The following is a 24335-nucleotide window of genomic DNA, read 5'->3' on the forward strand; positions in this document are numbered from 1 at the left end:
TTTTTTATGGAAAAAATGTTAACAGGAATTAGAAGCACAGGAACTCCTCATTTAGGAAATATTTTAGGAGTTATTATTCCGTCTGTATCCATAGCTAACAAAAACACAAAACATTCTTCATTTATATTTATAGCAGATTTACATTCTATGGTTCAAATAGAAAACGTAAAAACAATAAGTAATAATACTTATCAAATTGCAGCTGCATGGTTAGCTTTTGGTTTAAATATAGATAATTGTTTATTTTACAGACAATCCGATGTTTCATTAGTTACTGAATTAGCTTGGTATTTCAATTGTTTTTATCCATACCAAAGACTTGTATTGTCTCATGCTTTTAAAAATGAGATGAAAAAAATAGATAAAGGAAAAATAAGTGTAGGTTTATTTACTTATCCTATTTTAATGGCTGCTGATATTTTGCTTTATAACGCACAAATTATTCCAGTAGGAAAAGATCAATTACAACATATAGAAATTACTCGTAGTATAGCCAATTTTTTTAATAAAAAAATAGGTGAAAAATTATTTGCACTACCTAATGCTTTTTTACAAAAAAAAAATATGTTTGTGATAGGAACAGATGGAGAAAAAATGAGTAAATCTAAAAAGAATTGTATTAATATTTTTTCTTCAGATGAAGTTTTGAAAAAACAAATTATGAGTATTCGTACAGATAGTAAATCTTTAGAAGAAAAAAAAAATCCTGAAACTGATTATATCATGTCTTTATACAGTTTGATAGCTCCTTTGGAGAAAATAGAGATTATGAAAAAAAAATATCTCAGAGGAGGATATGGGTATTATGAGGCAAAAATTGCATTATACGAGCATATCATTCATAAATTTTCTTCGGAGAGAGAGAAATTTTTTTATTATTTGAAAAATAAATCTTTATTAGATCATATTTTAGCTTTAGGTGCTAAAAAAGCGAAAAATATAGCCTATAAAAGATTAAATTGCATTAGAAAACATTTGAAATTCAATTCTATAATTTGATTTATCAAATGTCATTATGACATCATTATAATTTTTGGCAAATCTTTTGCTCACAGTCCATAGAATTATATTGAAAAATATTTTTATATTATGGATATCAATATCAACAAAAAAAACACTGAAAAACAGTCAAACCCATCTAATGATATATCTGATGGAGGATCTTCCTCTTGTCAAATAGAAATACATGGGCCATTAAAAAAAGAAATTAAGTTTTTTAAAGAAGAATTAGAAAAAGAAAAAGATAAGTTTTTACGTCTTTTTGCAGAATTTGAGAATTATAAAAAACGAATTCAAAAAGAAAGATTTGATATTTTTAGAAATATTCATGAACAAATTCTTATAGATTTAGTTCCAATTTTAGATGATTTTGAACGAGGAATTAAAGAATTAAAAAAATATAAAGAAGAACATCTTGTAAAGGGAGTTTTTTTGATACAGGAAAAACTTATTAAAATTTTAAAAGAAAAAGGATTGAATAAAATTAAAATAAAAAAAGGAGATGATTTTAACACGGATTTTCATGAGGCTATAACACAAATTCCAGCTGTTACAGAAAATTTAAAAGGAAAGATTATAGAAATCATAGAAGCTGGATATATTCTAAAAGAAAAAGTGATACGACATGCTAAAGTTATTACCGGAAAATAATAATTCATAATTTTTATCTTCATGATGAAAAAAGATTATTACGAAGTATTAGGAGTTTCTAGAAACGCTTCTCCAGAAGAAATAAAAAAAGCTTATCGAAAACTAGCAATAAAATATCATCCAGATAAGAATTTAGATAATAAAAAAAAAGCGGAAGAAAAATTTAAAGAAGCAGCTGAAGCTTATGAAGTTTTAAGCAATCCAGAAAAAAGACAACGTTATGATAAATTTGGACATTCTGGAGTCAAAGGAAGCGGTTCAGGTTCAGAAATGAACATGGAGGATATTTTTGCAAATTTTGGAGATATTTTTGCTGATGCATTTGGAGAAGGTTTTTCTAGCTTTGGATTTGGAAGATCTAACATACATAAAACTATTAAAGGAAGTGATTTAAGAATCAGAGTAAAACTTTCATTAGAAGAAATAGCTAATGGAGTAGAAAAGAAAGTTAAAGTTAAGAGACTCAAAGTCGCTAAAGGGATCAAATTTAAAAATTGTCCATCTTGTAATGGAACTGGTCAAATAATACGAGTTACCAATACTATTTTAGGAAGAATGCAAACTACTTCTCAATGTGGGATATGTTCTGGTACTGGAAAAATTATTGAAAATATTCCTTATGGAGCTAATAAACATGGATTAATTAAAGAAGAAGAATTAGTAAATATTAAAATTCCCGCAGGTCTTACAGAAGGAATTCAATTGAAAGTTTCTGAAAAAGGGAATGAAGCTCCATTTGATGGAGTTTCTGGTGATTTGATTGTATTAATTGAGGAAATTCCTCATCCTAAATTAAAAAGAGAAGGGAACAATCTTCATTATGATTTATACATATCATTTCCAGATGCAATATTGGGGGCTTTAAAAGAAGTTCCTACTATTAATGGGAAAGCAAGAATAAAAATAGATCCAGGAACACAATCCGGAAAGACTCTTAGACTGAAAAACAAAGGATTACCTAATATTGAAGGATATGGATATGGGAGTCTTTTAATTCATGTGAATGTTTGGACTCCAAAAAAAATTAATGAAGAACAAAGAAAATTTTTTGAAAAAATGAGAAAAAATGAAAATTTTCTTCCTCATCCCGGAAATTCAGAAAAATCATTTTTTGATCGTGTAAGAGAAATGTTTTCTTAAAAAAAACAAATTCTTATGCAAAAAGTAGTAGTTGGACTTTCAGGGGGAGTAGATTCAAGTGTAGCTGCATTAATTCTTAAAAAAAAGGGTTTTGAAGTCATTGGTTTATTTATGCATAATTGGGAAGATAAAGATTCGAATAATAAATGTTCTTGGAAAGAAGATAGCATTGATGCTATGTTAGTCGCTAAACAATTAGATATACCTTTTCAAGTCGTCGAAATGAAAAATGAATACGAAAAACATGTTATAAACTATATGTTTAATGACTATAGATCAGGAAAAACCCCTAATCCAGATATTTTGTGTAATAGAGAAATAAAATTTAACGTTTTTTTGAAAAAAGCCCTTGATTTAGGGGCGGATTTTATTGCTACAGGACATTATGTAAATAAAAAAAAAATTGTAAAAAATAAAAAAACGATTTATCGACTTTTAATTGGAAAAGACCTAGATAAAGATCAATCATATTTTTTATGTCAATTAACGCAATATCAATTGGAAAAATCCTTATTTCCATTAGGTTTATTGACTAAAAATCAAGTGAGAAAAATAGCAGTAATGCATAAGTTATGCAATGCTCATAAAAAAGAATCTCAAGGTTTATGTTTTGTAGGTAAAATAAATTTACCCGATTTTCTCAAAAAAAGAATCCCACCCAAAAAAGGAGAAATAGTATACATTAATTCTAATGCTTCACTATATCAAGAAAAAAAATTCTTTTTTTCTAAAGAAAAAGAATTATTTTTTCTATCTAGAAAAAAAAAATACAAAAAATCCGATGGAAAAATAATTGGATATCATCAAGGGGCCCCTTATTTTACTAAAGGTCAACGAAAGGGTATAGCATTAGGAGGTTATAAAGAAGCTCTTTTTGTTATAAACACTGATATTAAAAACAATATTGTTTATACAGGTATGGGGAAAGGACATCCAGGATTATATAATAAATCTTTGTTTATTCAAGAAAAAAATATTCATTGGATAAGAAAAGATCTTACTCTTTTTGAAGGGGAAAAAATGGATGTATTTTGTAGAATTCGTTATAGACAACCATTACAAAAATCAAAATTATATAAAATAAAAAAAGGAATGTTCATTGAATTTGAGCAGACGCAATGTGCTATAACCAAAGGACAATTTGCTGCTTGGTATCTTGGAAAAGAATTAATAGGATCAGGAGTAATTTATATTATTTTATATTTTTTTTCAAAAATTGAATATATATTATAAATATAAAATTTTGTTTTATAATATTGTTAAAAAACATTGTTTTTTTTTGAAAAAATAAAAAAATACATTGTTCAAATAATTTCTTAATTGAAAACTTTACAATATATTCATTAATAAATCAAAAAATAATAATATTTTAAAAATAAATACCTAAAAATCGCTTTTATATAATATATTTTTCATATTTTTGCATATTATATAATTCAAAAACTTGAATAAGTTTATGAAAATAAACTATTCAAGTTTTGTGTTATTTTTTTATCCCTACTTGATAACTCAGTAGGGGTTTTTGATTTATTAAAATATTTCATGAAAAAAAGAATTAACGATTTTAGCAAAAAAATTACAAAAGAACCTAATTTACCAGCAGCACATGCTATGTTGTACGCAACAGGAATGAAAGAATCAGATTTTTGTAAGGCTCAAATTGGAATAGTTAGTAACTGGTACGAAGGAAATCCTTGTAATATGCATTTAAATAAATTGTCTCAAATAATAAAATCATCGGTTATAACTAAAAATTTAGTAGGATTTCAATTTACCACTATTGGAGTAAGTGATGGAATTACTATGGGAACATCAGGAATGAGATATTCACTTCCTTCTAGAGAATTAATAGCAGACAGTATAGAAACTGTAGTGGATTCTCATCATTATGATGGAGTAATAGCTATCCCTGGATGTGATAAAAATATACCAGGAGTAATGATCGCTTTACTTAGATTGAATAGACCATCCATAATTGTATATGGAGGAAGTATTTCTTCTGGTTATTATAATGGAAAAAAATTAGATGTTGTTTCATCTTTTGAAGCTTTAGGAAAAAAAAATACCTGTCAAATTTCTGAAAAAGAGTACAAAAATATTGTAAAAAATTCTTGTCCAGGACCAGGAGCTTGTGGAGGGATGTATACTGCAAATACTATGGCTTCTGCATTAGAAGTTATGGGCATGATGCTCCCTTATTCTTCTTCTTCTCCTTCAACAAGCGAAAATAAGAAAATAGAATGTGAAAAAGTTTCTATATATATTAAAAATCTTTTAAAAAAAGAAATCAAACCAAAAGATATAATAACAAAAACTTCTATAGAAAATGGAGTGAAATTAGCTATGTGTTTGGGAGGATCTACTAATTTGGTTTTACATTTTTTAGCTATTGCTAAATCAGCAAATATTGATTTTTCTTTAAAAGATTTTCAAAAAATTAGTAATCAAGTCCCTCTCATTGGAAATCTAAAACCTAGTGGAGTTTTTTTAATGGAAGATATTCATATGTATATAGGAGGGATGCCAGTTATTATAAAATATTTATTAAATGAAGGAATATTATCAGGAGATTGTTTAACCGTTACTGGAGAAACAGTATCCGAAAATATGAAAAATATTCCAAATATAACTTTTAATCAAAAAATTATTCATTCTTTAGAAAATCCCATAAAAAAAAACGCACATATTAGAATTTTATACGGAAATTTATCACCAGAAGGAGCAATCGCTAAAATTACTGGAAAAGAAGGAACAATTTTTCGGGGAATAGCTAATGTTTTTGATTCTGAAGAAGAAGCAAATCAAGCTATTTTAAACAATAAAATATTACCTGGAGTTGTTATTGTTATTCGATATGTAGGTCCAATGGGAGGCCCAGGAATGCCAGAAATGTTAAAACCAACATCTTATATTATGGGGGCTGGGTTAGGAAAAAAAGTAGCCCTTATTACAGATGGAAGATTTTCAGGAGGATCACATGGTTTTGTTGTAGGGCATATCACTCCAGAAGCGCAATCTGGAGGACTAATAGCTTTAGTACGAAATAATGATTTCATTAAAATAGATACGGAAAATAATATCATTACTCTTGAAGTTGAAGATGAAGAAATACAAAAAAGGAGAAAATCATGGGTTCCTCCTACATTAAAAATTCAAAAAGGATATTTGTACAAATATACAAGAATGGTATCTTCAGCTTCTGAAGGATGCATTACAGATCAATTTTAGTTGTGTATGGAAACAAAGTTATTCTATGGTTCAGAAATAGTAATAAAAGCACTCTTATATGAAGAGGTAGAATATATATTTGGATATCCAGGTGGTGCTATTATGCCCATATATGATTCCTTACACAATTATATAGATTCCATTTCTCATATTCTCATGCGTCACGAACAAGGATCTATTCATGCAGCACAAGGATACGCTAGAGCAACTGGAAAAATCGGTGTATGTTTTACTACTTCAGGGCCAGGAGCTACTAATTTAATTACTGGATTGGCAGATGCTTTGATAGATAGTACTCCCCTTGTTTGCATTACTGGACAAGTATCTTCTCATTTATTAGGAACTGATGCTTTTCAAGAAACAAATATCATAGACATTTCTATTCCTGTAACTAAATGGAATATTCAAGTTTTAAAAGCTAAGGATATTTGTGAATCAATTCAAAAAGGATTCTTTATAGCTAAAAAAGGTAGACCAGGACCTGTGTTGATTGACATAACTAAAGATGCTCAGTTTCAAAAAACTGTGTTTCATTACAACCGTTGTAAATATATAAAAAATTTTCATCCATATCCTTGTATAGAAAACGAAAAAATCATAGAAGCGGCAAATTTAATAAATTTAGCTAAAAGACCTTTAATTCTTGTAGGGCAAGGAGTGATTTTAGCTGAAGCAGAAGAAGAATTTAAAGAATTTGTTGAAAAAACCGGAATTCCAGTAGCTAGTACTTTATTAGGATTAGGAGTATTGAAAACAAATCATCGTTTATATGTAGGGATGTTAGGAATGCATGGAAATTATGCTCCTAATATTTTAACTAATCAATGTGATATTCTTATTGCGGTTGGAATGCGATTTGACGATCGTGTAACTGGAGATGTTAAAAAATATGCTAAACAAGCTAAAATCATTCATTTAGAGATAGATCTTTCTGAAATAGATAAAAATATTTTATGTCATATCCCAATTTTGGGAGATTGTAAAACATCTTTAAAAAAATTGATTTTTTATGTAAAAAAATCTTTTCATAAAGAATGGATAGATAAATTTTTTAATCTTAAAGAAAAAGAGAAAGCTACCGTAATACAAGGGGATATAAATCCAAAAAAAGAAGGAATTACCATGGGTGAAGTAATCAAGTGGATCAATCAATATAAGAAAAAAAATGCAGTTCTTGTAACTGACGTAGGACAACATCAAATGATCGCTTCAAGATATTTCAATTTCACTTACAAAAAAAGTCAAATAACTTCTGGAGGATTGGGGACTATGGGTTTTGCTTTACCTGCTTCTATTGGAGCTCAGTTAGGATCTAAAAATAGACAAGTACTTTGCGTAGTAGGAGATGGAGGAATACAAATGACAATACAAGAAATGGGAACTATTTTACAAAATAGTATTCCTATTAAGATTATTCTATTAAATAATAATTTTTTAGGTATGGTCCGTCAGTGGCAACAGCTTTTTTTTGATAAACGTTATTCGTGTACAGAGTTAGTTAATCCAGATTTTATAAAAATAGCTAACGCTTATAACATAAAAGCAAAAAAAGTGAGTAAAAGAGAAGAATTAAAAGAATCCGTAAAAAAAGCATTAAACCACGAAAAAGCATTTTTATTAGAAGTTGTAATAGAAAAAGAAGACAATGTTTTTCCTATGATTCCTTCAGGAGCCGCTGTAGATGAAATTCGTTTAACATAATTATAAATATATAACATTATGAAGTATCAATTCAGAATAATAATTTTAGGAGAAAAAGAAACAAGATTATTAAGTCGAATTCTTATTCTATTAAATCGAAGGAATCTGAAAACTAATCATATTAATGTATCTAGTAATAATGAAAATAAAACTATCAGTAATCTTCAATATGTTATTGACTTAGAATGCAAGGAAGAACAATTATTTAAAATAAAAAAATTAATTGAAAAATTAATTGGAATTATTCATGTTTACTATTACAAATTAGAAGAAAAAAATTCAATAAGAAATTCATGGAAAAAAGTGGATTTACCACTAGCAACATATTAAATTACTTAAATTAAATTTAAATAAAAGTTATGAAACTTAAATTTGGATCTATAGAAGAAACTATCATTACAAGAGATGAATTTCCATTATCTAAAGCTAGAGAAATTTTGAAAAAAGAAACTATTTCTGTATTAGGTTATGGAGTTCAAGGCCCTGGACAATCTCTTAACTTAAGAGATAATGGATTTAAAGTGATAGTAGGACAAAGAAAACATTCTTTGTCTTGGAAAAAAGCGTTAGAAGATGGATGGATAGAAGGTAAAAATCTTTTTTCTTTGGAAGAAGCTTCTGAAATAGGAACTATACTCATGTATTTGTTATCCGATGCAGGTCAAATTTCTTTTTGGCCTACTCTTAATAAATATTTAATTGAAGGAAAATCTTTATATTTTTCACATGGATTTGGATTAACTTTTTATAATCAAACAAAAATATCACCCTCTAAAAAGATAGATATTTTTTTAGTGGCACCAAAAGGATCTGGGACCAGTTTAAGAAGACTTTTTAAACAAGGAAAAGGAATTAATTCTAGTTATGCTATTTATCAGGATTATAGTGGAAACAGTTTAAAAAAAACTTTATCAATTGGAATCGGAATTGGATCTGGATATTTATTTGAAACAAATTTTCAAAATGAAGTGTATTCTGATTTAGTAGGAGAAAGAGGAACTTTGATGGGAGCTATACAAGGAATTTTTGCGGCACAATATCAAATTTTACGAGATAAAGGACATTCTCCTTCAGAATCTTTTAACGAAACTGTAGAAGAATTAACTCAAAGTTTGATGCCTCTAGTATCAGAACAAGGAATGGATTGGATGTATGCTAATTGTTCTACTACAGCACAAAGAGGCGCTTTAGATTGGTGGAAAAAATTTAGAGATGCTACTCTTCCAATATTTCAAGAATTATATGATGAAGTTTATTCTGGTAACGAAGCAAAGAGAATTATTAAAGCTAATAGTAATATAAATTATAGAGAAAAATTACAAAAAGAATTGCAAGATCTTAGAGAAAGTGAATTATGGAAAGTAGGATCCATGATTCGTAATCTGAGACCGGAAAAAAAAGATCAAAATTAATAATATTTACTCATTTTATTTTTAAAGGATTGAAAAATAAATTTAAAGGATATTTTCCTTCTTACAAAGAAATAATTAAAGCTAAAAATATATTAAAAGATATCATTTATGAAACTCCATTACAGAAAAATTATATTTTATCAGAAAAATATGAAGCGAATATTTTTCTAAAACGAGAAGATTTACAAATCATACGTTCATACAAAATTAGAGGAGCTTATAATAAAATTAAAAGTTTATCTCATACAGAACTTAAAAAGGGAATTATTTGTGCCAGTGCAGGAAATCATGCACAAGGAGTCGCTTATTCTTGTAATATATTAAAAATACAGGGAAAAATCTATATGCCGAGTACCACTCCTAAACAAAAAGTGGAAAGAGTCAAAATGTTTGGAAAAGAATACGTTGAAATTATTCTTATTGGAGATACTTTTGATGCAGTCAGTTTTGAAGCGATGAAAGATTGTAAAAAAAATAAAAAAATTTTTATTCATCCTTTTGATGATATTAAAATTATTGAAGGACAAGCTACTGTTGGATTAGAAATATTACAACAATCTATTTTAGATATAGATTATATTTTTATTCCTGTTGGAGGAGGTGGATTAGCTTCTGGTGTAGGAAGTCATTTTCAAGAATTTAGTCCTAAAACTAAAATCATAGGAGTAGAACCGAAAGGAGCTCCATCTATGAGTTCTGCTTTTAAAGAAGGTAAAATTGTTGAATTAAAAACAATAGATAGATTTATTGATGGAGCTTCAGTTAAAAAAGTAGGAGAATTAAATTTTAATATATGTAATCAAACATTATTTGATATTAGAACTGTTCATGAGGGAAAAGTTTGCACAACAATTTTGGATTTGTATAATTTAGAAGCTATTGTAGCAGAACCAGCTGGGGCACTTTCAATAGCCGCTTTAGATTTATATTCTGATGAAATCAAAGGAAAAACTATTGTTTGCATTCTAAGTGGAGGAAATAATGATATTACCAGAACGGAAGAAATTAGAGAAAGATCTCTTTTGTATGAAGAAAAAAAACATTATTTTATTGTAAAATTTCCACAAAGAGCTGGTGCTTTAAAAGAATTTGTTAATAATATTTTGGGCCCAAAAGATGATATTACTTATTTTGAATATTCTAAAAAAACTTCTAAAGAAGAAGGTCCCGCAGTAATAGGAATAGAATTATCAGATAAAAACGAATTTTCTGGATTACTAGGAAGAATGAAAAAACATAAGGTTCATTTTCAATATTTAAATAAAAATCCAGATTTATTTCGTGTTCTTATATGAAGAGAAGAAAAGAATTATTTTGTACCCACGACTGGATTTGAACCAGCACATCCTAATCGGATACCACCCCCTCAAAGTGGCGTGTCTACCATTTTCACCACGTGGGCATTACATAAAAAATAAATATATTTCAATATAAAAATACATGTATTTTTTCAATTCAAATATAGAATTTATTGATATTTCATCAAAAAAAAATATAATCTATCTTTGAATGAATTATAAATTCTATTCAAATAAAAATAATATGAATATAGGAATAATAGGATATGGAAAAATGGGAAAAGCTGTAGAGAAAATAGCTAAAATTAGGAATCATAAAATTTCATTATGTTATGATGGAACTCCTTCTCTACATTTATTGAATAATTCAAATTTAGATGTAGCAATAGAATTTAGTCAACCTGATTTTGCATTTAACAATATAAGAATTTGTATAGAAAATAGTATTCCTATAGTAAGTGGAACTACAGGATGGATAGAAAAATTTGACATTATTAAAAGAATATGTAAAGAAAAAAATGGATCTTTTTTGTATTCTTCCAATTTTAGTATTGGAATGAATATTTTTTTTGAAATTAATAAAAAATTGTCAAAACTGTTACATTCATATTCTAAAGATTATGAAGTGACAATAGAGGAAATTCATCATCAAGAAAAAATAGATAAACCTAGTGGAACAGCACTTTCTATAGCGAAAGATATAGTGAAGAATAAAATGAAAAATACATGGATTTTGGATGAAAAAAAAACAAAAAATCAGATTTTAATTTTGTCAAAAAGGTTAAATAATGTTTCCGGAATACATATCGTAAAATATGAATCTAAAATGGAGGATATAAAAATACAACACAAAGCTCATAGTAGAGAAGGGTTTGCTTTAGGAGCTGTTATTGCAGCAGAGTGGATCCAAAAGAAAAAAGGAATTTTTTCTATGAAAGAGGTTTTAGGAATATAAAATATTTTTTTATGCTACAATATTTTATTTTTAGTGGTATTTTTTTATTTTTTGAACATGTTATTCATATTTTGGGAACATGTAGATTTTATAAAAAATTGGGTATAAAATCTTGGAAGATTTTTATTCCTATATATAATATTTTTATTCTTTTAAAAATTTATAAAAGATCTATATGGTGGATTTTTCTATTATTTATTCCATTAACTAGTATCGTGTTAATTTTTATTTTGTGGATGGATTTGATTTATACTTTTTTTAAAAAAACGAAAAAAAATATTATTTTATTTTTCTTATCTGCAGGTTTATATATTTATTACATAAATTTTTTCAAAAAAATTCAATTATTAAAAATTGAAAATATAAATGTAAAAAAAAAAGAAGATAATATAGGAATTTTATTAGCCGTGATTTTTTCTTTTATCACTCATACTTATATAGTTCAACCTTTTGTTCTTCCTACTTCCTCTATGGAGAAAACTTTATTGGTCGGAGATTTTATACTAGTCAGTAAAATTCATTATGGATTACGAATGCCTATGTCTCCTCTCTCTATTCCTTTTACACATAATAATATTATCGGAAATATAAAATCTTATATTTCTATTTTTCAATGGCCTTATTTTCGTTTTCCTTCCATACAACCAATACAAAGAAATGATATTGTCGTTTTTAATTTTCCTAAAGATTATCATCATAAAATAATAGATCGAAAAGATCATTATCTTAAACGTTGTGTAGGATTACCAGGAGATTTAATCTCTATTAAAAAAGGTATTTTGTTTGTTAACCATAAAAAAGAAAAATTTTTTTTGGAAAAACAACAAGCTTATTTTATTAAAACGGTAAATATTCCTTTAAATATAGAATATCTTAAAAATAAAATGGACATTGAAGATATTGAATATATTGGAGAAAAAAATGGTGAATTTTTTTATCAAATTATGTTGAACGAAAAAAAAGCAGATCAAATAAAAAATTTATTCAATAACATAGTTCTTATAAAAAAATATATTATTCCTATTCATTTTAAAGAACATTCTATATTTTCTAATTATTTTGATTGGAATAGAGATTTTTTTGGGCCATTACATATTCCTAAAAAAGGAGAATTTATTAAATTAAATTCAAAAAATATTCATATTTATAATGATATTTTCACTTATGAAAAAGTTGATAAATTCGATATTTTTTCGAAAAAATATTATAAAGTAAAAAATAATTATTATTTTATGATGGGAGATAATAGACATAATTCATCTGATTCTCGTTATTGGGGTTTTGTCCCAGAAAATCATATAGTAGGAAAACCTATATTCATATGGATGAGTATCGATTGGAATAGAGAAAATCCTTTAAATATATTTCATTGGAAATTTCGTTGGGATCGTATTATGAAAACAATAAATGGAAAACATTCTTATTTGTCTTTATTTTTTTTATTTTCATTTGTATATTTAATTTATTTTTTATTTAAAAGTGAAAAATCATCAACTCAATAAAAAGTGTTTTTTTCATTTTTTATAAAAAAAACTTACTATAAAATAACCAGATAAAATCCCACCAATATGGGCAAAATGAGCGACTCCAGGTGCTAAATTAAAAATAGACGAAAAAAAACTTCCAATAATAAAAATAATCAGAGCTTTCCTAACTGCTATTGGAAAAGGAAAAGGAAGAATAAAAATTTTATGTTCCGGAAAAAATTTAGCAAAAGCACCTACTATTCCACTAACAGCTCCAGAAGCCCCCATCATAGGAGAATACATAGAACTATAAAGATTTATTTTTTGTTCTTCATTTAAATAATCTAACGTTTTTTTAGCTTGTGAAAAATCTAAAGTTTGAACAAAGTAATATAAAACACTAGTATTAAAAATAATTTGAAATAATGCGGCTAAAATACCTGATAAAAAATATATAATTATAAATTTTTTGACTCCTAACATAGTTTCTATCTGTCCTCCAAACATGAATAAAGCCAACATATTAAAAATTATATGCAAAAAAAGTCGTTTGGAATGCACAAACATATGAGTAAAAATTTGATATAATTCAAATCGTTCATCTAAAGGGTGATATAATGAAAGAAAGGCCTCTATTCTATATTGTGAAAAAACAAAAGTAGCTGTATACACAAGTATATTTATACTAATTAAATGTTTTACAGCATCTGAATTGAAATTTGTATAAAAATTCACTTTTCAAAAAAGGTTTTTGCTTAAAACAAAAAATATGGGATCTCCTGAATACGTATAATTTGGATTATGACAAGAAAATAAATCTTTGATTATACATTTCATTTTTTCAGGATATAACTTTGTTCCATATTTTATAGATGCGGATTTAGATATAACTTGAAGAAGTTTTTTTTTATTATTTTTTTCTCCTTTAATGAAATTATATGTTATAATATTTTGAATCACTTCAACCAACATATTTTGATGTATATTTTCAGGTCCAGAATACAAATAAACTGATTCGTTACAAATATATAAATGAAATCCAAGATTGATCAAGTCATTTTTTATATTATTCAAAGAAATAGATTCTTTTTTTAAAAGATTTACTTTTATAGGAAAAATGAATTGTTGACTTATCAAATTTTTTTTCCTTAAAAAGAATTCAAATAATATATTTTGATGTGCTCTATGTTGATCCACCAATATTGTATACTTATTATTCAATACAAAAATTATGTATCTTCTATTAATCTGAAGAGTTTTTATTTCTGTTTTATGAGAAACATAATCATATAATTCATTTGTTAAATTTTTGAATATATCAGAATCAGATTTATTGATGTTATGAAACCAATTTTCTAGTAGTGTGACTTGTTCTGTCTCAGAAAATTTATTATTAAAATCATTTAATAAATAATCCTTTTTGAGAGATTTACAAGATAAAAAAAGATCATAATTTTTTAAGTCTTTATTTTTTACTTTATATTGATTAAATAGAATATTTTTGATTTCTTGTTGAATCATCACTCCAATCACCTCTTCTTCTTCTAATTTTACTTCTTTTTTCGTTGGGTGTATATTCCAATTTATTAAACTAGAATCTACAAAAATAAAAATAAAATAAGAAGCAGTTTTGAAATCTTTTAAAAAACCATCATAAGCATGAATTATTTTTTTATGTAAAAGTAAATGAGTTACACAACGTTGATTAATCCATAAAAATTGATCTCCCTTCTTCATAGAACCATCTGGAACACTTACAAATCCTTCTACAAGGATTCTATTTTTTTTTATAAATATGGAAGCTAAATTTTTTCTTTTATTTTTAAAAATTTCTTCGATTCTTTCTATTAAAGAAGCTTTTTTAAAATAAAAAATAATTTTATCGTTATGATAAAAGCGATATGTTATATTTCTGTGCGCTAGAACAATCTTATAAAATTCATAAATAATATGTTGAAATTCTATTCTATGAGATTTTAAAAATTGTCTCCTGGCGGGAAGTTTATAAAAAATATTTTTCACAGAAACTCTTGTCCCTTTCAGCATATTTATAGGAATTTGTTTTTTTATTTTTCCTTCTTCCACAAAAAGATGAATTCCTATTACATTTTCTTTATTTTTAGTTTGAACTTCTAACTGAGAAATCAAGGCAATAGAAGCCAAAGCTTCTCCTCTGAAACCTTTTGTTTTAATTCTGAAAATATCATCAGTTTTTTCAATTTTTGAAGTTGCATGTCTTTGAATACTCATTTTAGCATCATCAATACTCATTCCTATTCCATCATCTATTAATTGAATCAATGTTTTTCCTGAATCTTTGATAAAAATGTTAATTATTTTAGCGTTTGCATCTATTGCATTTTCTAAAAGTTCTCTTAAAACAGAAGAAGGACGTTGTATTACCTCTCCTGCAGCTATTTGTTGAATCACTTTTTCAGGTAAAAATTGAATAATATTTTTCATTTATTTTATAGATTTTCTAAATAAAGACATATATATAGCTGTTTTAGCGCATTCTATTCCCTTATTTCCATTTTTTCCGCCTGATCGATCAAAAGATTGTTGTTCATTTTTATCAGAAAGAACACAAAATATAACAGGAACATCATATATTATATTAATATCTTTAATTCCATGCGAAATAGCTTGACATAGATATTCAAAATGATGAGTTTCTCCTTGTATCAGTGATCCTATTGCAATGATTGAATCAAAATTATAACAATGAGCTATTTTTTTAGAAGAATAAATCAGTTCATAACTTCCAGGCACTTTCCAAGTTTGAATTCTTTCTTTTAATACCCCTGATTGAATTAAAGTATCGTAAGCTCCTTTATATAATCTACTTGTAATTTTTCTGTTCCATAAAGAAACAACAATAGCAATTTTAAAATTTTCATTTCTTATTTTATTATTATCTAATAAATAGGCAGGATCTGTCTTCATAAACATAATTTATAACTTATTTTCAATAAACATAAGATATTTTTCAATGTTTTTTTTATACAAAAAAAAAGGATATTTTTTTTCTATTTTTTTTAAAAAATATTTAGAATCTTTATATTTTTTCATATAAAAATTTAGTAACGCGACTTTGTAATAATAAAGAGGAGTCGTGATTTCGTTTTCTCTTATATTTGCTGCTATAATATAATTTTTTAAAGCTTCTTTTTTATTTTTTATTTGACTGAAAGCATCACCTATAATTCCGTATTTTATAGAAGATAAAATTTCATCTTTTGCAGAAAAACTTATCATCATTTTTATAGATTCTTTGTAATCACCCAATTTATAATAGCAAATTCCTGCATAAAATTTGGATATATTTCCTGCTTTGGTAAAAGGAAATTTAGAAGCTATACCTGAGAATCCTAAATAATTAACTTTAATATTTTTTCTATTTAAGGCCTTATCTATATCTCCTTGATAAAGATATTGTTGAGCAGAGCTCAATTCTTTCATCGCTTTTTCCTCTGATGGATATAAAAAAAATTTATTTAAAAGAAAATATGAAGCCGTTATTATGATTATAAATATGATAGAAAAAAAAATCGTGTTTATTTTCATGTCATGACATTGATTTATTCCAATAATATAATGGAACTATAATATTCCATCAAATTTAATTTTTTTCATTTTAATGCCATACATTATCTAATTCATTTTTTTTTCTTATAACTTCTATAGTTTTTATTCTCTTATGATCAATGCTTTTTATAATAAAAGAATAATTTAAAAAATTTATTTTCTGTTTTTTTTTAGGAAATTCTTTATTTATTTCCATAATAAATCCACCTAAAGTATCTGCATCTCCTTTTTTATTTTCAAAAAAAATTTCTTCTTTAATATTCATAATACGATAAAAATTAATTAAAGATGTTTTTCCATCAAATAAATAATTATCTTGATTTAATTTAGAATAAGACATATCTTCTTCATCAAATTCATCAATGATATCCCCTACTATTTCCTCAATTACATCTTCAAGAGTGACTAATCCACATGTTCCTCCGTATTCATCTACCACAATAGCTAAATGTATTTTCCTTTTTTTAAAATCGCTTAGAAGATCATCTATCTTTTTTTTTTCTGGAACAAAAAAAGGAATATGAATGAGTTGATTCCATTGAAAATTTTTATCATAAATAAATGGAAGAAGATCTTTAGCAAAAAGAACTCCTTCTATATCATCAATACTCTCTTTATAGACAGGAATACGAGAGTATCCTTGATAACGGACTAATTCTAAAACATCGGAAAAATTTTTGTTCCTATTTAAAGCAAACATATCTATTCTTGGAGTCATAATCTGATGTGTTTCTGTATTTCCAAAATCAACAATTCTTTGTAAAAACTGACGTTCTTTAATATTTTTTTTATTTGGAGACGTAATTTTCAAAGCTTTTGAAAGCTGATCTACAGAAATTAGATTCTTTTTTTTTATTACTTTTTTTTCTATAGACTTTGAAATGAAAATTATGATTTTACTTATTGGATCTAATATTTTACTAAGAATAATTAAAGGCTTTGCCATAAAAATAGCAAAACGAAAATTATTTTTACTAGCATATATTTTAGGTATAATTTCTCCAAATAAAAGTAAAATAAAAGTAAGAACGACAACCTCTAAAATAAAATTAATGGGGACATGAAATCGGTTATAAATAATAAAATATTTTTTTTGTAAAAATTCTGTTATTAAATAAGAACTTAATATGACAATTCCAATATTAGAAAAATTATTAGATATTAATATTGTTGCTAAAAGTTTTTTTTTCTCTCTTAGAATTTGAAATACAATATTCCCTTTATAAGAGTTTTTTTTTCTCTCTTTATCAAGAGTTTTTTTTTCAATACAAAAAAAAGCAGTTTCTGATCCAGATATTAATGCAGAAAATAATAACAGTATTATTATTAATGCAAAATAAAAAACTAAATATAAAGTTTTTTCTAAAAAAACATTCGTCGAAGATTCTTTTTCCAATAGATTAAATTTTGATAATAATTTTTAGAAAAGAAAATGTAAAATTTATATGATAAAAAATGGATCCCTAATTCATATACATACAGGATTCATATAAAAATAAAAACTAAATCATTTTTTCATGTTTTAAAAATAAAATAATAGGACGAGGAAAAGGGTACTCTCCTATTTTACTATGTGGTATAAAAAAAAAATTATCAAATAATATATTTTTTTTAAAATCTTGTAAAACTTCACAATTCAAAAATTGAATTGATAAAATTTGATGAGTGAGTTTATGTTTGATTTTATAGATCAAAGTGCTAGAAACAACTACACGAAATTTTTCCCAAATTTTATCTTTTATTTCATGAATTGAAAGATTTTTTTTCGATTCTATTAAAGGAAAATCATAAAGGCCCTTCCATATATCTTTAGTTGATCTTTTATTTATACAAATATTATGATTCCGATCACATATGAAAAGATAATAAAAAAATCTATGTTTTATAAATTTTTTTATTTTTTTTACAGGTAATTTGTCTACAGTTTCATTTTTAATGGAAAAACAAGAGTCTTTCACTGGACAAAACAAACATTTAGGATTTTTTGGAGTACATAAAATCGATCCTAAATCCATAATTGCTTGATTAAAAATTCCTGGTTGTTTAATATCTATTATTTTTGATACAATAACTCGAAACATATTTTTTGTAGTAGTAGATGTGATATCATTGTAAATACCAAAGTATCTAGAAAATACTCTACAAGCATTTCCATCAATAGCAGGGATAACTTCATGAAAACATATAGATGCTATAGCTGCTCCTGTATACAGACCTATTCCTTTATATTTTATTAATTCTTGATATTTTTTTGGAAAAGAATTTTTGTTATTTTTTAATTTTTTAGCAAAAGAATGCAAGTATTTTGCTCTAGAATAATAACCTAGTCCTTCCCACTTTTTTAAGACATCTTTCTCTTCTGCTTGAGCTAGTTTTTCTAAACTAGAAAATTCTTTTATAAAGTTAAAATAATATTTTATGGTTTGTGAAACTCTTGTTTGTTGCAACATAAATTCTGAAACCAATATATAATATGGATTTTTAGTTTCTCTCCAAGGAAGTTTTCTATGATTTTTTTTGTACCAATTTATTATTTTTTTGGAAAAATCCATATATATTTAATTTTAGAGCAATTTTATAAAAAATTGGTATATTTAGGAAACCGAATTTTGTTATTCGATATAATGATTTAACATGACAAAAGCAGATATAATAACAGAAATCATATCAGAAACTGGATCTGAAAGAATTGATACGCAAAAGGTGATAGAAACATTTATGAAAAAAATAAAACAAAGTTTAACATCTGGAGAAAATGTTTATCTAAGAGGATTTGGATCATTTATTATTAAATATAGAGCGAAAAAACTTGGACGCCATATATCCAAAGATATGTCTATTGTAATTCCTGCGCATAATATACCAGCATTTAAACCTGCAAAATCTTTCACAGAATTAGTGAAAAAAAATGTTCCTATAAAGGAATAAGAATAAAATGATAATACTATGAATCAATAATTACTAAATGAAAATTATGCCAAACGGAAAAAAAAGAAAAAGACGTAAAATAGCAACCCATAAAAGAAAAAAAAGAAATAGGAAAAATAGACATAAAAAGAAATAATAATTTTATTAAAATTAATATATTGTAATTTCTAAAACTTTTTTCCTTGTTTTTGTGTATGAATAAAGAGTTAATTATAAATGCAGAAGAACAAGAAGTTAAAATCGCTCTTTTGGAAGAAGGAAAGTTATTGGAGCTTCACAGAGATATTTTTGATAAAAAATTCTCTGTAGGAGATATTTATTTAGGAATAGTTAAGAAAATTTTATATGGATTAAATGCAGCTATCATAGATATAGGAAATTCAAAAGGAGCTTTTTTACATTATGATGATCTTGGATTTCAAATCAATCAAATGTTAGATTTGATATACACGAATCACATAAAAAAAAAATATGTTATTAATAATTTAGAAAATCAAAAAGAAAAAAATTCTATAGATCATATATTACATATTGGACAAAAAATATTGGTTCAAATTTCGAAAGAACCGATTTCTAATAAAGGACCAAAACTTACCACAAAAATTTGCATTCCAGGTAGAAATTTAATACTCATTCCTTTTTCGGAAAAAATTTCTATTTCTAAAAAAATAAAAAATATAAAAGAAAGAAGTAGATTGATTTCCTACATAAAGAAAATAATACCTAATGAATTTGGAATTATTATTCGTACGGCTGCTGATCATGAAATAGAAGAAGTTATAAGTGAGGAGCTAATTTTTTTAATCAAAAAATGGAAAAGAACATTAAATAATTTAATGAAATTTTTACCTCCAGTTCGGATATTAAGTGAAAATAGTAAAACTTATTGTTTATTAAGAGATATATTCGATGATAATTTTAAATCTATTTCTTGTAATAACGATTTTCTTTGCCAAGAAATTCATTCATATTTATCTTTAATCGCTCCAGAAAAAACCAGTATAATTAAATATTATAAAGAAAATATCCCCATATTTGAAAAATATGGAATAGAAAAACAAATACAAATTTTTTTAGGAAAAAATGTTCCTCTTGAAAATGGAGCTTATCTTATCATAGAACATACTGAAGCTTTACATGTTATAGATGTTAATAGTGGAATGAGTAATCATATGATGAAAAATTGTACAGAATCAGAAAGAATCGATAATATATTGAAAATAAATATATTAGCGGCAACAGAAATAGCAAGGCAACTCAGATTAAGAGACATGGGAGGTATAATTGTAGTGGATTTTATAGATATGTATGATTCCATACAAAAAAAACAGCTTTATGAACATTTAAAGGAAAAAATGAAAAATGATAGAGCAAAACACAAAATTTTACCTCCCAATAAATTTGGGTTAGTTCAATTTACTCGTCATAGAGTAAGACCTGAATTAAAAAAAATGAATAATAAACAGTATCAAAATTCTCCTGCAGATTATATTCATTATTTAGAATTCGTTATAGAAACTATTATAAAAAATAAAAATCATAAAGGAATACAATTACATATTCATTCTTTTGTTTCATCTTATTTAAAAAAAGGATTCCCTTCTATTCAACAAAAATGGTTATTAAAATATAAAAAATGGATTAAAATAATTCCAAGAGATTCATTCGGATATACAGAATATCAAATTCTAAATAAAAATCACGAAATCGTATCATCATCTTTTTATTTTTATTAAAATTTATTATAAATTTTTCCTTTAGTGGGCGTGGTGAAACCGGTATACACGTCAGAATTAGGATCTGATGCCTATAGGCATAAGGGTTCGAATCCCTTCGCCCGCACTAATTTTTTATATTTCTTTTTTTATATCCTATATAAATTTGTCTAGGTCTTCCTATGGGTTCTCTATTTAATTTCATTTCTTTCCAATGAGCCATCCATCCTGGTAATCTTCCTAAAGCAAACATAACAGTAAACATATCTTTTGGAATTCCTATAGCTTGATAAATAATACCGGAATAGAAATCAATATTAGGATAAAGTTTTTTTTCTATAAAATAAGAATCCTGAAGAGCATCATTTTCAAGGTTTTTTGCCAATTCCAATATTGGATCAGAAATCCCTAATTGTTGAATTACATTTTCAGCTACTTTTTTAGCTATCCTAGCTCTAGGATCAAAATTTTTATAAATTCTATGTCCAAATCCCATGAGTCGGAATGGATCTTTTTTATTTTTTGCTTTTTCTATCCATTTTTTTATATTTCCTCCACTTTGTAAAATAGATTCTAACATTTCAATTACAGCTTGATTCGCCCCTCCATGTAATCTCCCCCAAAGAGCGCTCATCCCTGCCGATATAGATGAAAATAAGCCAACATGAGCGGAACCTAATAAACGAACGGTAGTTGTGGAACAATTTTGCTCATGATCAGCATGTAATATTAAAATTTTATTCAAAGCATCTGCTATAATCGGACTTTGCTCATAAGATTTATTAGGAATAGAAAAAAACATTTTTAACAAATTAGACGTGTAATCAAGGTGATAATCTGCATAAGAAAGAGGTAATCCAATTTTTTTTCTATAGGTTAAAGCGGCCAATATAGGTAGCTTAGCTAACAGATGAAGATACATATCTTCTTCCTGTAAACAATTTATAAATGCATCTAAAGTATAAGTTAAAAAAGATAAAATTCCCATTGGATGATAAAAATTTGGAATATTATCAAGTATTTTATTTATTTCCTTATGAATATAATTGAATTTTTTTATTTTTTCAGAAAAGGACTTTAATTGTGCAGTATCAGGAAGTTCTCCATTTAAAATAAGATAACTTGTTTCTATAAATGAACACTTATTAATAATTTGTTCAATAGGATATCCTCTATATAAAAGTTCTCCTTTTTCTCCGTCTATAAAACTAATGGAACTTTTGGTAATTCCTGTGTTTTTAAATCCTGGATCAAATGTAATAAAACCTGTATTTTCTCTTAATTGAGAAATATTAATAGCTTTATCATAAAAAGTTCCATAAATTACAGGAAGTTTGTAATGATATCCATTTATATTAAAATTCACGACACTGCACATAATAAATAAATTTTTTAAATATATATAATATAAGTAAAATGTAACTTTTATATTTTGAAAATCATTTCATCAAATGAAATAAGTGTATTAAATCCTTTTTTAGAAAAATAATTTTTCATTCCTTTTCTAGAACTTACCAAAACAAAATCCCCCCCCCAAGCACCTAAGCTTTTTACTATTCCTAAATAGTCTGGAAAATATATTTCTTTAATAGTAGGAAGGTTTAGTATTTTTGATATAATTTTTTCATGTTTTAATAGTAATTCTTCAAATTCTTTTAATGTTTTACAAAAAGGAATTTTTTGAGTTATGTAAGATATGGATTCTATATTTTCATTAGATATATTAGATACTTTAGAACGAAAGTATCGTATTTCATCACAAGTATTCTGTTTTTTGTTGAGATGAAGAAAAAAAAGCTGATTTTTAAATGGAGGATTAAATTCTATAGGAATAATATGAGGTTTTTGATTCCATAACTTGTAAATTATAGGTTTTGAAATAGAAACACAAGCTATATCATATCCACTTCCTGAAAAATTATTTCCTAATAATATATAAGGATCTATTTTTGCCCATTTCGCTATGTTATTAATTAAAGTAGAACTACTACCTAATCCCCAATTTCTGGGAAATTCTAATTGTGTTTTAACGTATATCCCTAATTCATTAGGAATAAAATTTTTTTGAACTTCTTTAGATTTTAATAATAAGTCTCTTAATTTAAGAGCCGTATTTTTTTCTGTTTCGTAACAAATATCTAAGGAAGGAAGTTGAAACACCCCTTCAAACCAAAGTTGATTAATTTCATCATAACTTTTCCAATGTAAAACAGAAGATAAATTGTGTCCAAAAATAGTTAATGATTGTCCTTTAATTGTAGGTAGAGCTAAACCACAGGCTCCATACAGAATAAAATATTCACCTGTTAACAATAGTTTTCCATGACTATAAAAAAAACGTTTATATCTATGTCTATGCATTATGGATTTATATTTTTTTAGGTATAATTTTTTGAAATTTTTTTAATTAAGCCTTGTAAAATATTACCTGGACCTATTTCTGTAAATGAAACAGCTCCATGATCCATCATATTTTTTATAGATTGTTTCCATTTAACTGGAGAAGTCAGTTGTTTTACAAGATTTTTTTTTATGTCATAAGATTTTATAACAGGTAAAGCAGTTACATTTTGATATATTGGATATTTAGAATCTTTAAAATAAATTTTATTTACAATTTTTTGAAATTTTTTTTGGGCTGGTTCCATAATCGGAGAATGAAAAGCTCCATGTACAGGAAGAATAAATATTTTTTTAGCTCCTATTTTTTTAAGAAAAGAACAAACTCTTCTTAAAGATTGAATCTCTCCAGAAATTACTAATTGTTCAGGACTATTATAATTAGATGGAACTATAATACCATGATCCTTTTTACAAACATCTTCTATAATAGAATCTTTTAACCCAAACACTACAGCCATACCTCCATGGGTTAACTCACAAATATCTTGCATAATTAAAGCCCTTTGATTCACTAATTTTAATCCATCTTCAAAAGAAAAAACATTAATTGCAGCTAAAGCAGAAAATTCCCCCAGAGAATGTCCAGCTACCATATCAGGTTCAAAATTATTTAATGTTTTTGCTTTTATAACTGAATATATATAAATTGCCAATTGTGTATATTTTGTATTTTTTAAAGTATCCATAGATCCTTCAAACATTACAGATGTAATTCTGAAACCTAAAACTTCGTCTGATAATTGAAATAATTTTTTTGCTAAATGAGAATTTTTGTATAAATCTTTTCCCATTCCTAAAAATTGAGATCCTTGCCCCGGAAATAAATAAGCTTTCATAAAATATTTTTATTT

At 25.9% G+C, this 24335-nt stretch carries 22 protein-coding genes and 2 tRNA genes; 14 read left to right on the top strand and 10 right to left on the bottom strand.

The features are described from left to right. Positions 1–6: 6 nt before the first annotated feature. The 9 genes from trpS (at position 7) to ilvA (ending at position 10426) form a co-directional block, all read left to right on the top strand. Positions 7–999, top strand: a complete 993-nt coding sequence (gene trpS / locus H0H73_RS00390) for a tryptophan--tRNA ligase (protein ID WP_185852218.1) — start codon at positions 7–9, stop codon at positions 997–999. A 90-nt stretch (positions 1000–1089) separates the two neighbouring features. Continuing rightward, entirely contained in the window at positions 1090–1650 is a 561-nt protein-coding gene (locus H0H73_RS00395; protein ID WP_238784362.1) for a nucleotide exchange factor GrpE, read from the top strand. Positions 1651–1671: 21 nt separating this feature from the next. Beyond that, positions 1672–2790, top strand: coding sequence for a DnaJ C-terminal domain-containing protein (locus tag H0H73_RS00400; protein ID WP_185852219.1), 1119 nt, complete (start codon positions 1672–1674; stop codon positions 2788–2790). A 15-nt stretch (positions 2791–2805) separates the two neighbouring features. Next, positions 2806–4023, top strand: a complete 1218-nt coding sequence (gene mnmA, locus H0H73_RS00405; protein WP_185852220.1) for a tRNA 2-thiouridine(34) synthase MnmA — start codon at positions 2806–2808, stop codon at positions 4021–4023. A gap of 309 nt (positions 4024–4332) precedes the next feature. After that, entirely contained in the window at positions 4333–6018 is a 1686-nt protein-coding gene (gene ilvD / locus H0H73_RS00410) for a dihydroxy-acid dehydratase (protein WP_185852221.1), read from the top strand. Between the two features lie 6 nt (positions 6019–6024). After that, positions 6025–7719 carry a biosynthetic-type acetolactate synthase large subunit gene (gene ilvB, locus H0H73_RS00415; protein WP_185852222.1) on the top strand — a complete coding sequence of 565 codons (1695 nt, stop codon included), beginning with the start codon at positions 6025–6027 and terminating at the stop codon, positions 7717–7719. Positions 7720–7737: 18 nt separating this feature from the next. Next, on the top strand, positions 7738–8049 hold the full coding sequence (locus H0H73_RS00420; RefSeq protein WP_185852223.1) for an acetolactate synthase: 312 nt from the start codon (positions 7738–7740) through the stop codon (positions 8047–8049). A 29-nt stretch (positions 8050–8078) separates the two neighbouring features. Beyond that, the gene (gene ilvC / locus H0H73_RS00425; RefSeq protein WP_185852224.1) at positions 8079–9131 is read left to right on the top strand and encodes a ketol-acid reductoisomerase; all 1053 of its coding nucleotides are present in this window, start codon (positions 8079–8081) and stop codon (positions 9129–9131) included. Positions 9132–9160: 29 nt separating this feature from the next. Next, positions 9161–10426, top strand: a complete 1266-nt coding sequence (gene ilvA / locus H0H73_RS00430) for a threonine ammonia-lyase (RefSeq protein ID WP_185852225.1) — start codon at positions 9161–9163, stop codon at positions 10424–10426. A 22-nt stretch (positions 10427–10448) separates the two neighbouring features. On the opposite strand, the gene H0H73_RS00435 is transcribed toward ilvA, so the two are convergent. Then, positions 10449–10533: transfer RNA gene (locus H0H73_RS00435), tRNA-Leu, on the bottom strand. A 140-nt stretch (positions 10534–10673) separates the two neighbouring features. Between H0H73_RS00435 and dapB the strand changes: the two genes are divergently transcribed. Beyond that, entirely contained in the window at positions 10674–11384 is a 711-nt protein-coding gene (gene dapB / locus H0H73_RS00440; RefSeq protein WP_185852470.1) for a 4-hydroxy-tetrahydrodipicolinate reductase, read from the top strand. Positions 11385–11395: 11 nt separating this feature from the next. Beyond that, positions 11396–12886, top strand: coding sequence for a signal peptidase I (gene lepB, locus H0H73_RS00445; RefSeq protein ID WP_185852226.1), 1491 nt, complete (start codon positions 11396–11398; stop codon positions 12884–12886). 12 nt (positions 12887–12898) lie between these two features. Here the strand turns inward: lepB and H0H73_RS00450 are convergent, their stop codons facing one another. The 6 genes from H0H73_RS00450 to mutY all read right to left on the bottom strand — a co-directional run bounded on the left by H0H73_RS00450 (position 12899) and on the right by mutY (position 18990). Beyond that, positions 12899–13585, bottom strand: a complete 687-nt coding sequence (locus H0H73_RS00450) for a rhomboid family intramembrane serine protease (RefSeq protein WP_185852227.1) — start codon at positions 13583–13585, stop codon at positions 12899–12901. Between the two features lie 3 nt (positions 13586–13588). Further along, entirely contained in the window at positions 13589–15313 is a 1725-nt protein-coding gene (gene mutL, locus H0H73_RS00455; protein ID WP_185852228.1) for a DNA mismatch repair endonuclease MutL, read from the bottom strand. Then, on the bottom strand, positions 15314–15796 hold the full coding sequence (ribH, locus tag H0H73_RS00460) for a 6,7-dimethyl-8-ribityllumazine synthase (protein WP_185852472.1): 483 nt from the start codon (positions 15794–15796) through the stop codon (positions 15314–15316). 9 nt (positions 15797–15805) lie between these two features. After that, the gene (locus H0H73_RS00465; protein WP_185852229.1) at positions 15806–16417 is read right to left on the bottom strand and encodes a tetratricopeptide repeat protein; all 612 of its coding nucleotides are present in this window, start codon (positions 16415–16417) and stop codon (positions 15806–15808) included. A gap of 70 nt (positions 16418–16487) precedes the next feature. Then, complete coding sequence (gldE, locus tag H0H73_RS00470; RefSeq protein WP_185852230.1) at positions 16488–17834, bottom strand: gliding motility-associated protein GldE; 1347 nt, start codon at positions 17832–17834, stop codon at positions 16488–16490. 106 nt (positions 17835–17940) lie between these two features. Continuing rightward, complete coding sequence (mutY, locus tag H0H73_RS00475) at positions 17941–18990, bottom strand: A/G-specific adenine glycosylase (RefSeq protein ID WP_185852231.1); 1050 nt, start codon at positions 18988–18990, stop codon at positions 17941–17943. Between the two features lie 82 nt (positions 18991–19072). Here mutY and H0H73_RS00480 point away from each other — a divergent pair, with 82 nt between their 5' ends. The 3 genes from H0H73_RS00480 to H0H73_RS00490 all read left to right on the top strand — a co-directional run bounded on the left by H0H73_RS00480 (position 19073) and on the right by H0H73_RS00490 (position 21208). Continuing rightward, the gene (locus tag H0H73_RS00480; protein WP_185852232.1) at positions 19073–19366 is read left to right on the top strand and encodes an HU family DNA-binding protein; all 294 of its coding nucleotides are present in this window, start codon (positions 19073–19075) and stop codon (positions 19364–19366) included. A gap of 194 nt (positions 19367–19560) precedes the next feature. Further along, positions 19561–21102, top strand: coding sequence for an Rne/Rng family ribonuclease (locus tag H0H73_RS00485; protein ID WP_185852233.1), 1542 nt, complete (start codon positions 19561–19563; stop codon positions 21100–21102). A 24-nt stretch (positions 21103–21126) separates the two neighbouring features. After that, positions 21127–21208 (top strand) — tRNA-Leu (locus H0H73_RS00490). Here H0H73_RS00490 and H0H73_RS00495 read toward each other — a convergent pair. Genes H0H73_RS00495 through fabD form a run of 3 tightly spaced genes read right to left on the bottom strand, consistent with a single transcriptional unit; the run spans position 21209 to position 24320 of the window. After that, entirely contained in the window at positions 21209–22459 is a 1251-nt protein-coding gene (locus tag H0H73_RS00495; RefSeq protein ID WP_185852234.1) for a citrate synthase, read from the bottom strand. 47 nt (positions 22460–22506) lie between these two features. Then, positions 22507–23442, bottom strand: coding sequence for a GYDIA family GHMP kinase (locus H0H73_RS00500; RefSeq protein ID WP_185852235.1), 936 nt, complete (start codon positions 23440–23442; stop codon positions 22507–22509). Between the two features lie 17 nt (positions 23443–23459). Then, positions 23460–24320 carry an ACP S-malonyltransferase gene (gene fabD / locus H0H73_RS00505; protein WP_185852236.1) on the bottom strand — a complete coding sequence of 287 codons (861 nt, stop codon included), beginning with the start codon at positions 24318–24320 and terminating at the stop codon, positions 23460–23462. Between the last annotated feature and the right edge of the window lie 15 nt (positions 24321–24335).

This window comes from Blattabacterium cuenoti (assembly GCF_014251335.1).
Taxonomy (GTDB): Bacteria; Bacteroidota; Bacteroidia; order Flavobacteriales; family Blattabacteriaceae; genus Blattabacterium; species Blattabacterium cuenoti_G.

Excerpts from the sequence above, each read along its gene's own strand:
- trpS (WP_185852218.1), top strand. The coding sequence starts at position 7 with ATGGAAAAAATGTTAACAGGAATTAGAAGCACAGGAACTCCTCATTTA.
- H0H73_RS00395 (WP_238784362.1), top strand. The coding sequence starts at position 1,090 with ATGGATATCAATATCAACAAAAAAAACACTGAAAAACAGTCAAACCCA.
- H0H73_RS00400 (WP_185852219.1), top strand. The coding sequence starts at position 1,672 with ATGATGAAAAAAGATTATTACGAAGTATTAGGAGTTTCTAGAAACGCT.
- mnmA (WP_185852220.1), top strand. The coding sequence starts at position 2,806 with ATGCAAAAAGTAGTAGTTGGACTTTCAGGGGGAGTAGATTCAAGTGTA.
- ilvD (WP_185852221.1), top strand. The coding sequence starts at position 4,333 with ATGAAAAAAAGAATTAACGATTTTAGCAAAAAAATTACAAAAGAACCT.
- ilvB (WP_185852222.1), top strand. The coding sequence starts at position 6,025 with ATGGAAACAAAGTTATTCTATGGTTCAGAAATAGTAATAAAAGCACTC.
- H0H73_RS00420 (WP_185852223.1), top strand. The coding sequence starts at position 7,738 with ATGAAGTATCAATTCAGAATAATAATTTTAGGAGAAAAAGAAACAAGA.
- ilvC (WP_185852224.1), top strand. The coding sequence starts at position 8,079 with ATGAAACTTAAATTTGGATCTATAGAAGAAACTATCATTACAAGAGAT.
- dapB (WP_185852470.1), top strand. The coding sequence starts at position 10,674 with ATGAATATAGGAATAATAGGATATGGAAAAATGGGAAAAGCTGTAGAG.
- lepB (WP_185852226.1), top strand. The coding sequence starts at position 11,396 with ATGCTACAATATTTTATTTTTAGTGGTATTTTTTTATTTTTTGAACAT.
- mutL (WP_185852228.1), bottom strand. The coding sequence starts at position 15,313 with ATGAAAAATATTATTCAATTTTTACCTGAAAAAGTGATTCAACAAATA.
- ribH (WP_185852472.1), bottom strand. The coding sequence starts at position 15,796 with ATGAAGACAGATCCTGCCTATTTATTAGATAATAATAAAATAAGAAAT.
- H0H73_RS00465 (WP_185852229.1), bottom strand. The coding sequence starts at position 16,417 with ATGAAAATAAACACGATTTTTTTTTCTATCATATTTATAATCATAATA.
- mutY (WP_185852231.1), bottom strand. The coding sequence starts at position 18,990 with ATGGATTTTTCCAAAAAAATAATAAATTGGTACAAAAAAAATCATAGA.
- H0H73_RS00480 (WP_185852232.1), top strand. The coding sequence starts at position 19,073 with ATGACAAAAGCAGATATAATAACAGAAATCATATCAGAAACTGGATCT.
- H0H73_RS00485 (WP_185852233.1), top strand. The coding sequence starts at position 19,561 with ATGAATAAAGAGTTAATTATAAATGCAGAAGAACAAGAAGTTAAAATC.
- H0H73_RS00495 (WP_185852234.1), bottom strand. The coding sequence starts at position 22,459 with ATGTGCAGTGTCGTGAATTTTAATATAAATGGATATCATTACAAACTT.
- H0H73_RS00500 (WP_185852235.1), bottom strand. The coding sequence starts at position 23,442 with ATGCATAGACATAGATATAAACGTTTTTTTTATAGTCATGGAAAACTA.
- fabD (WP_185852236.1), bottom strand. The coding sequence starts at position 24,320 with ATGAAAGCTTATTTATTTCCGGGGCAAGGATCTCAATTTTTAGGAATG.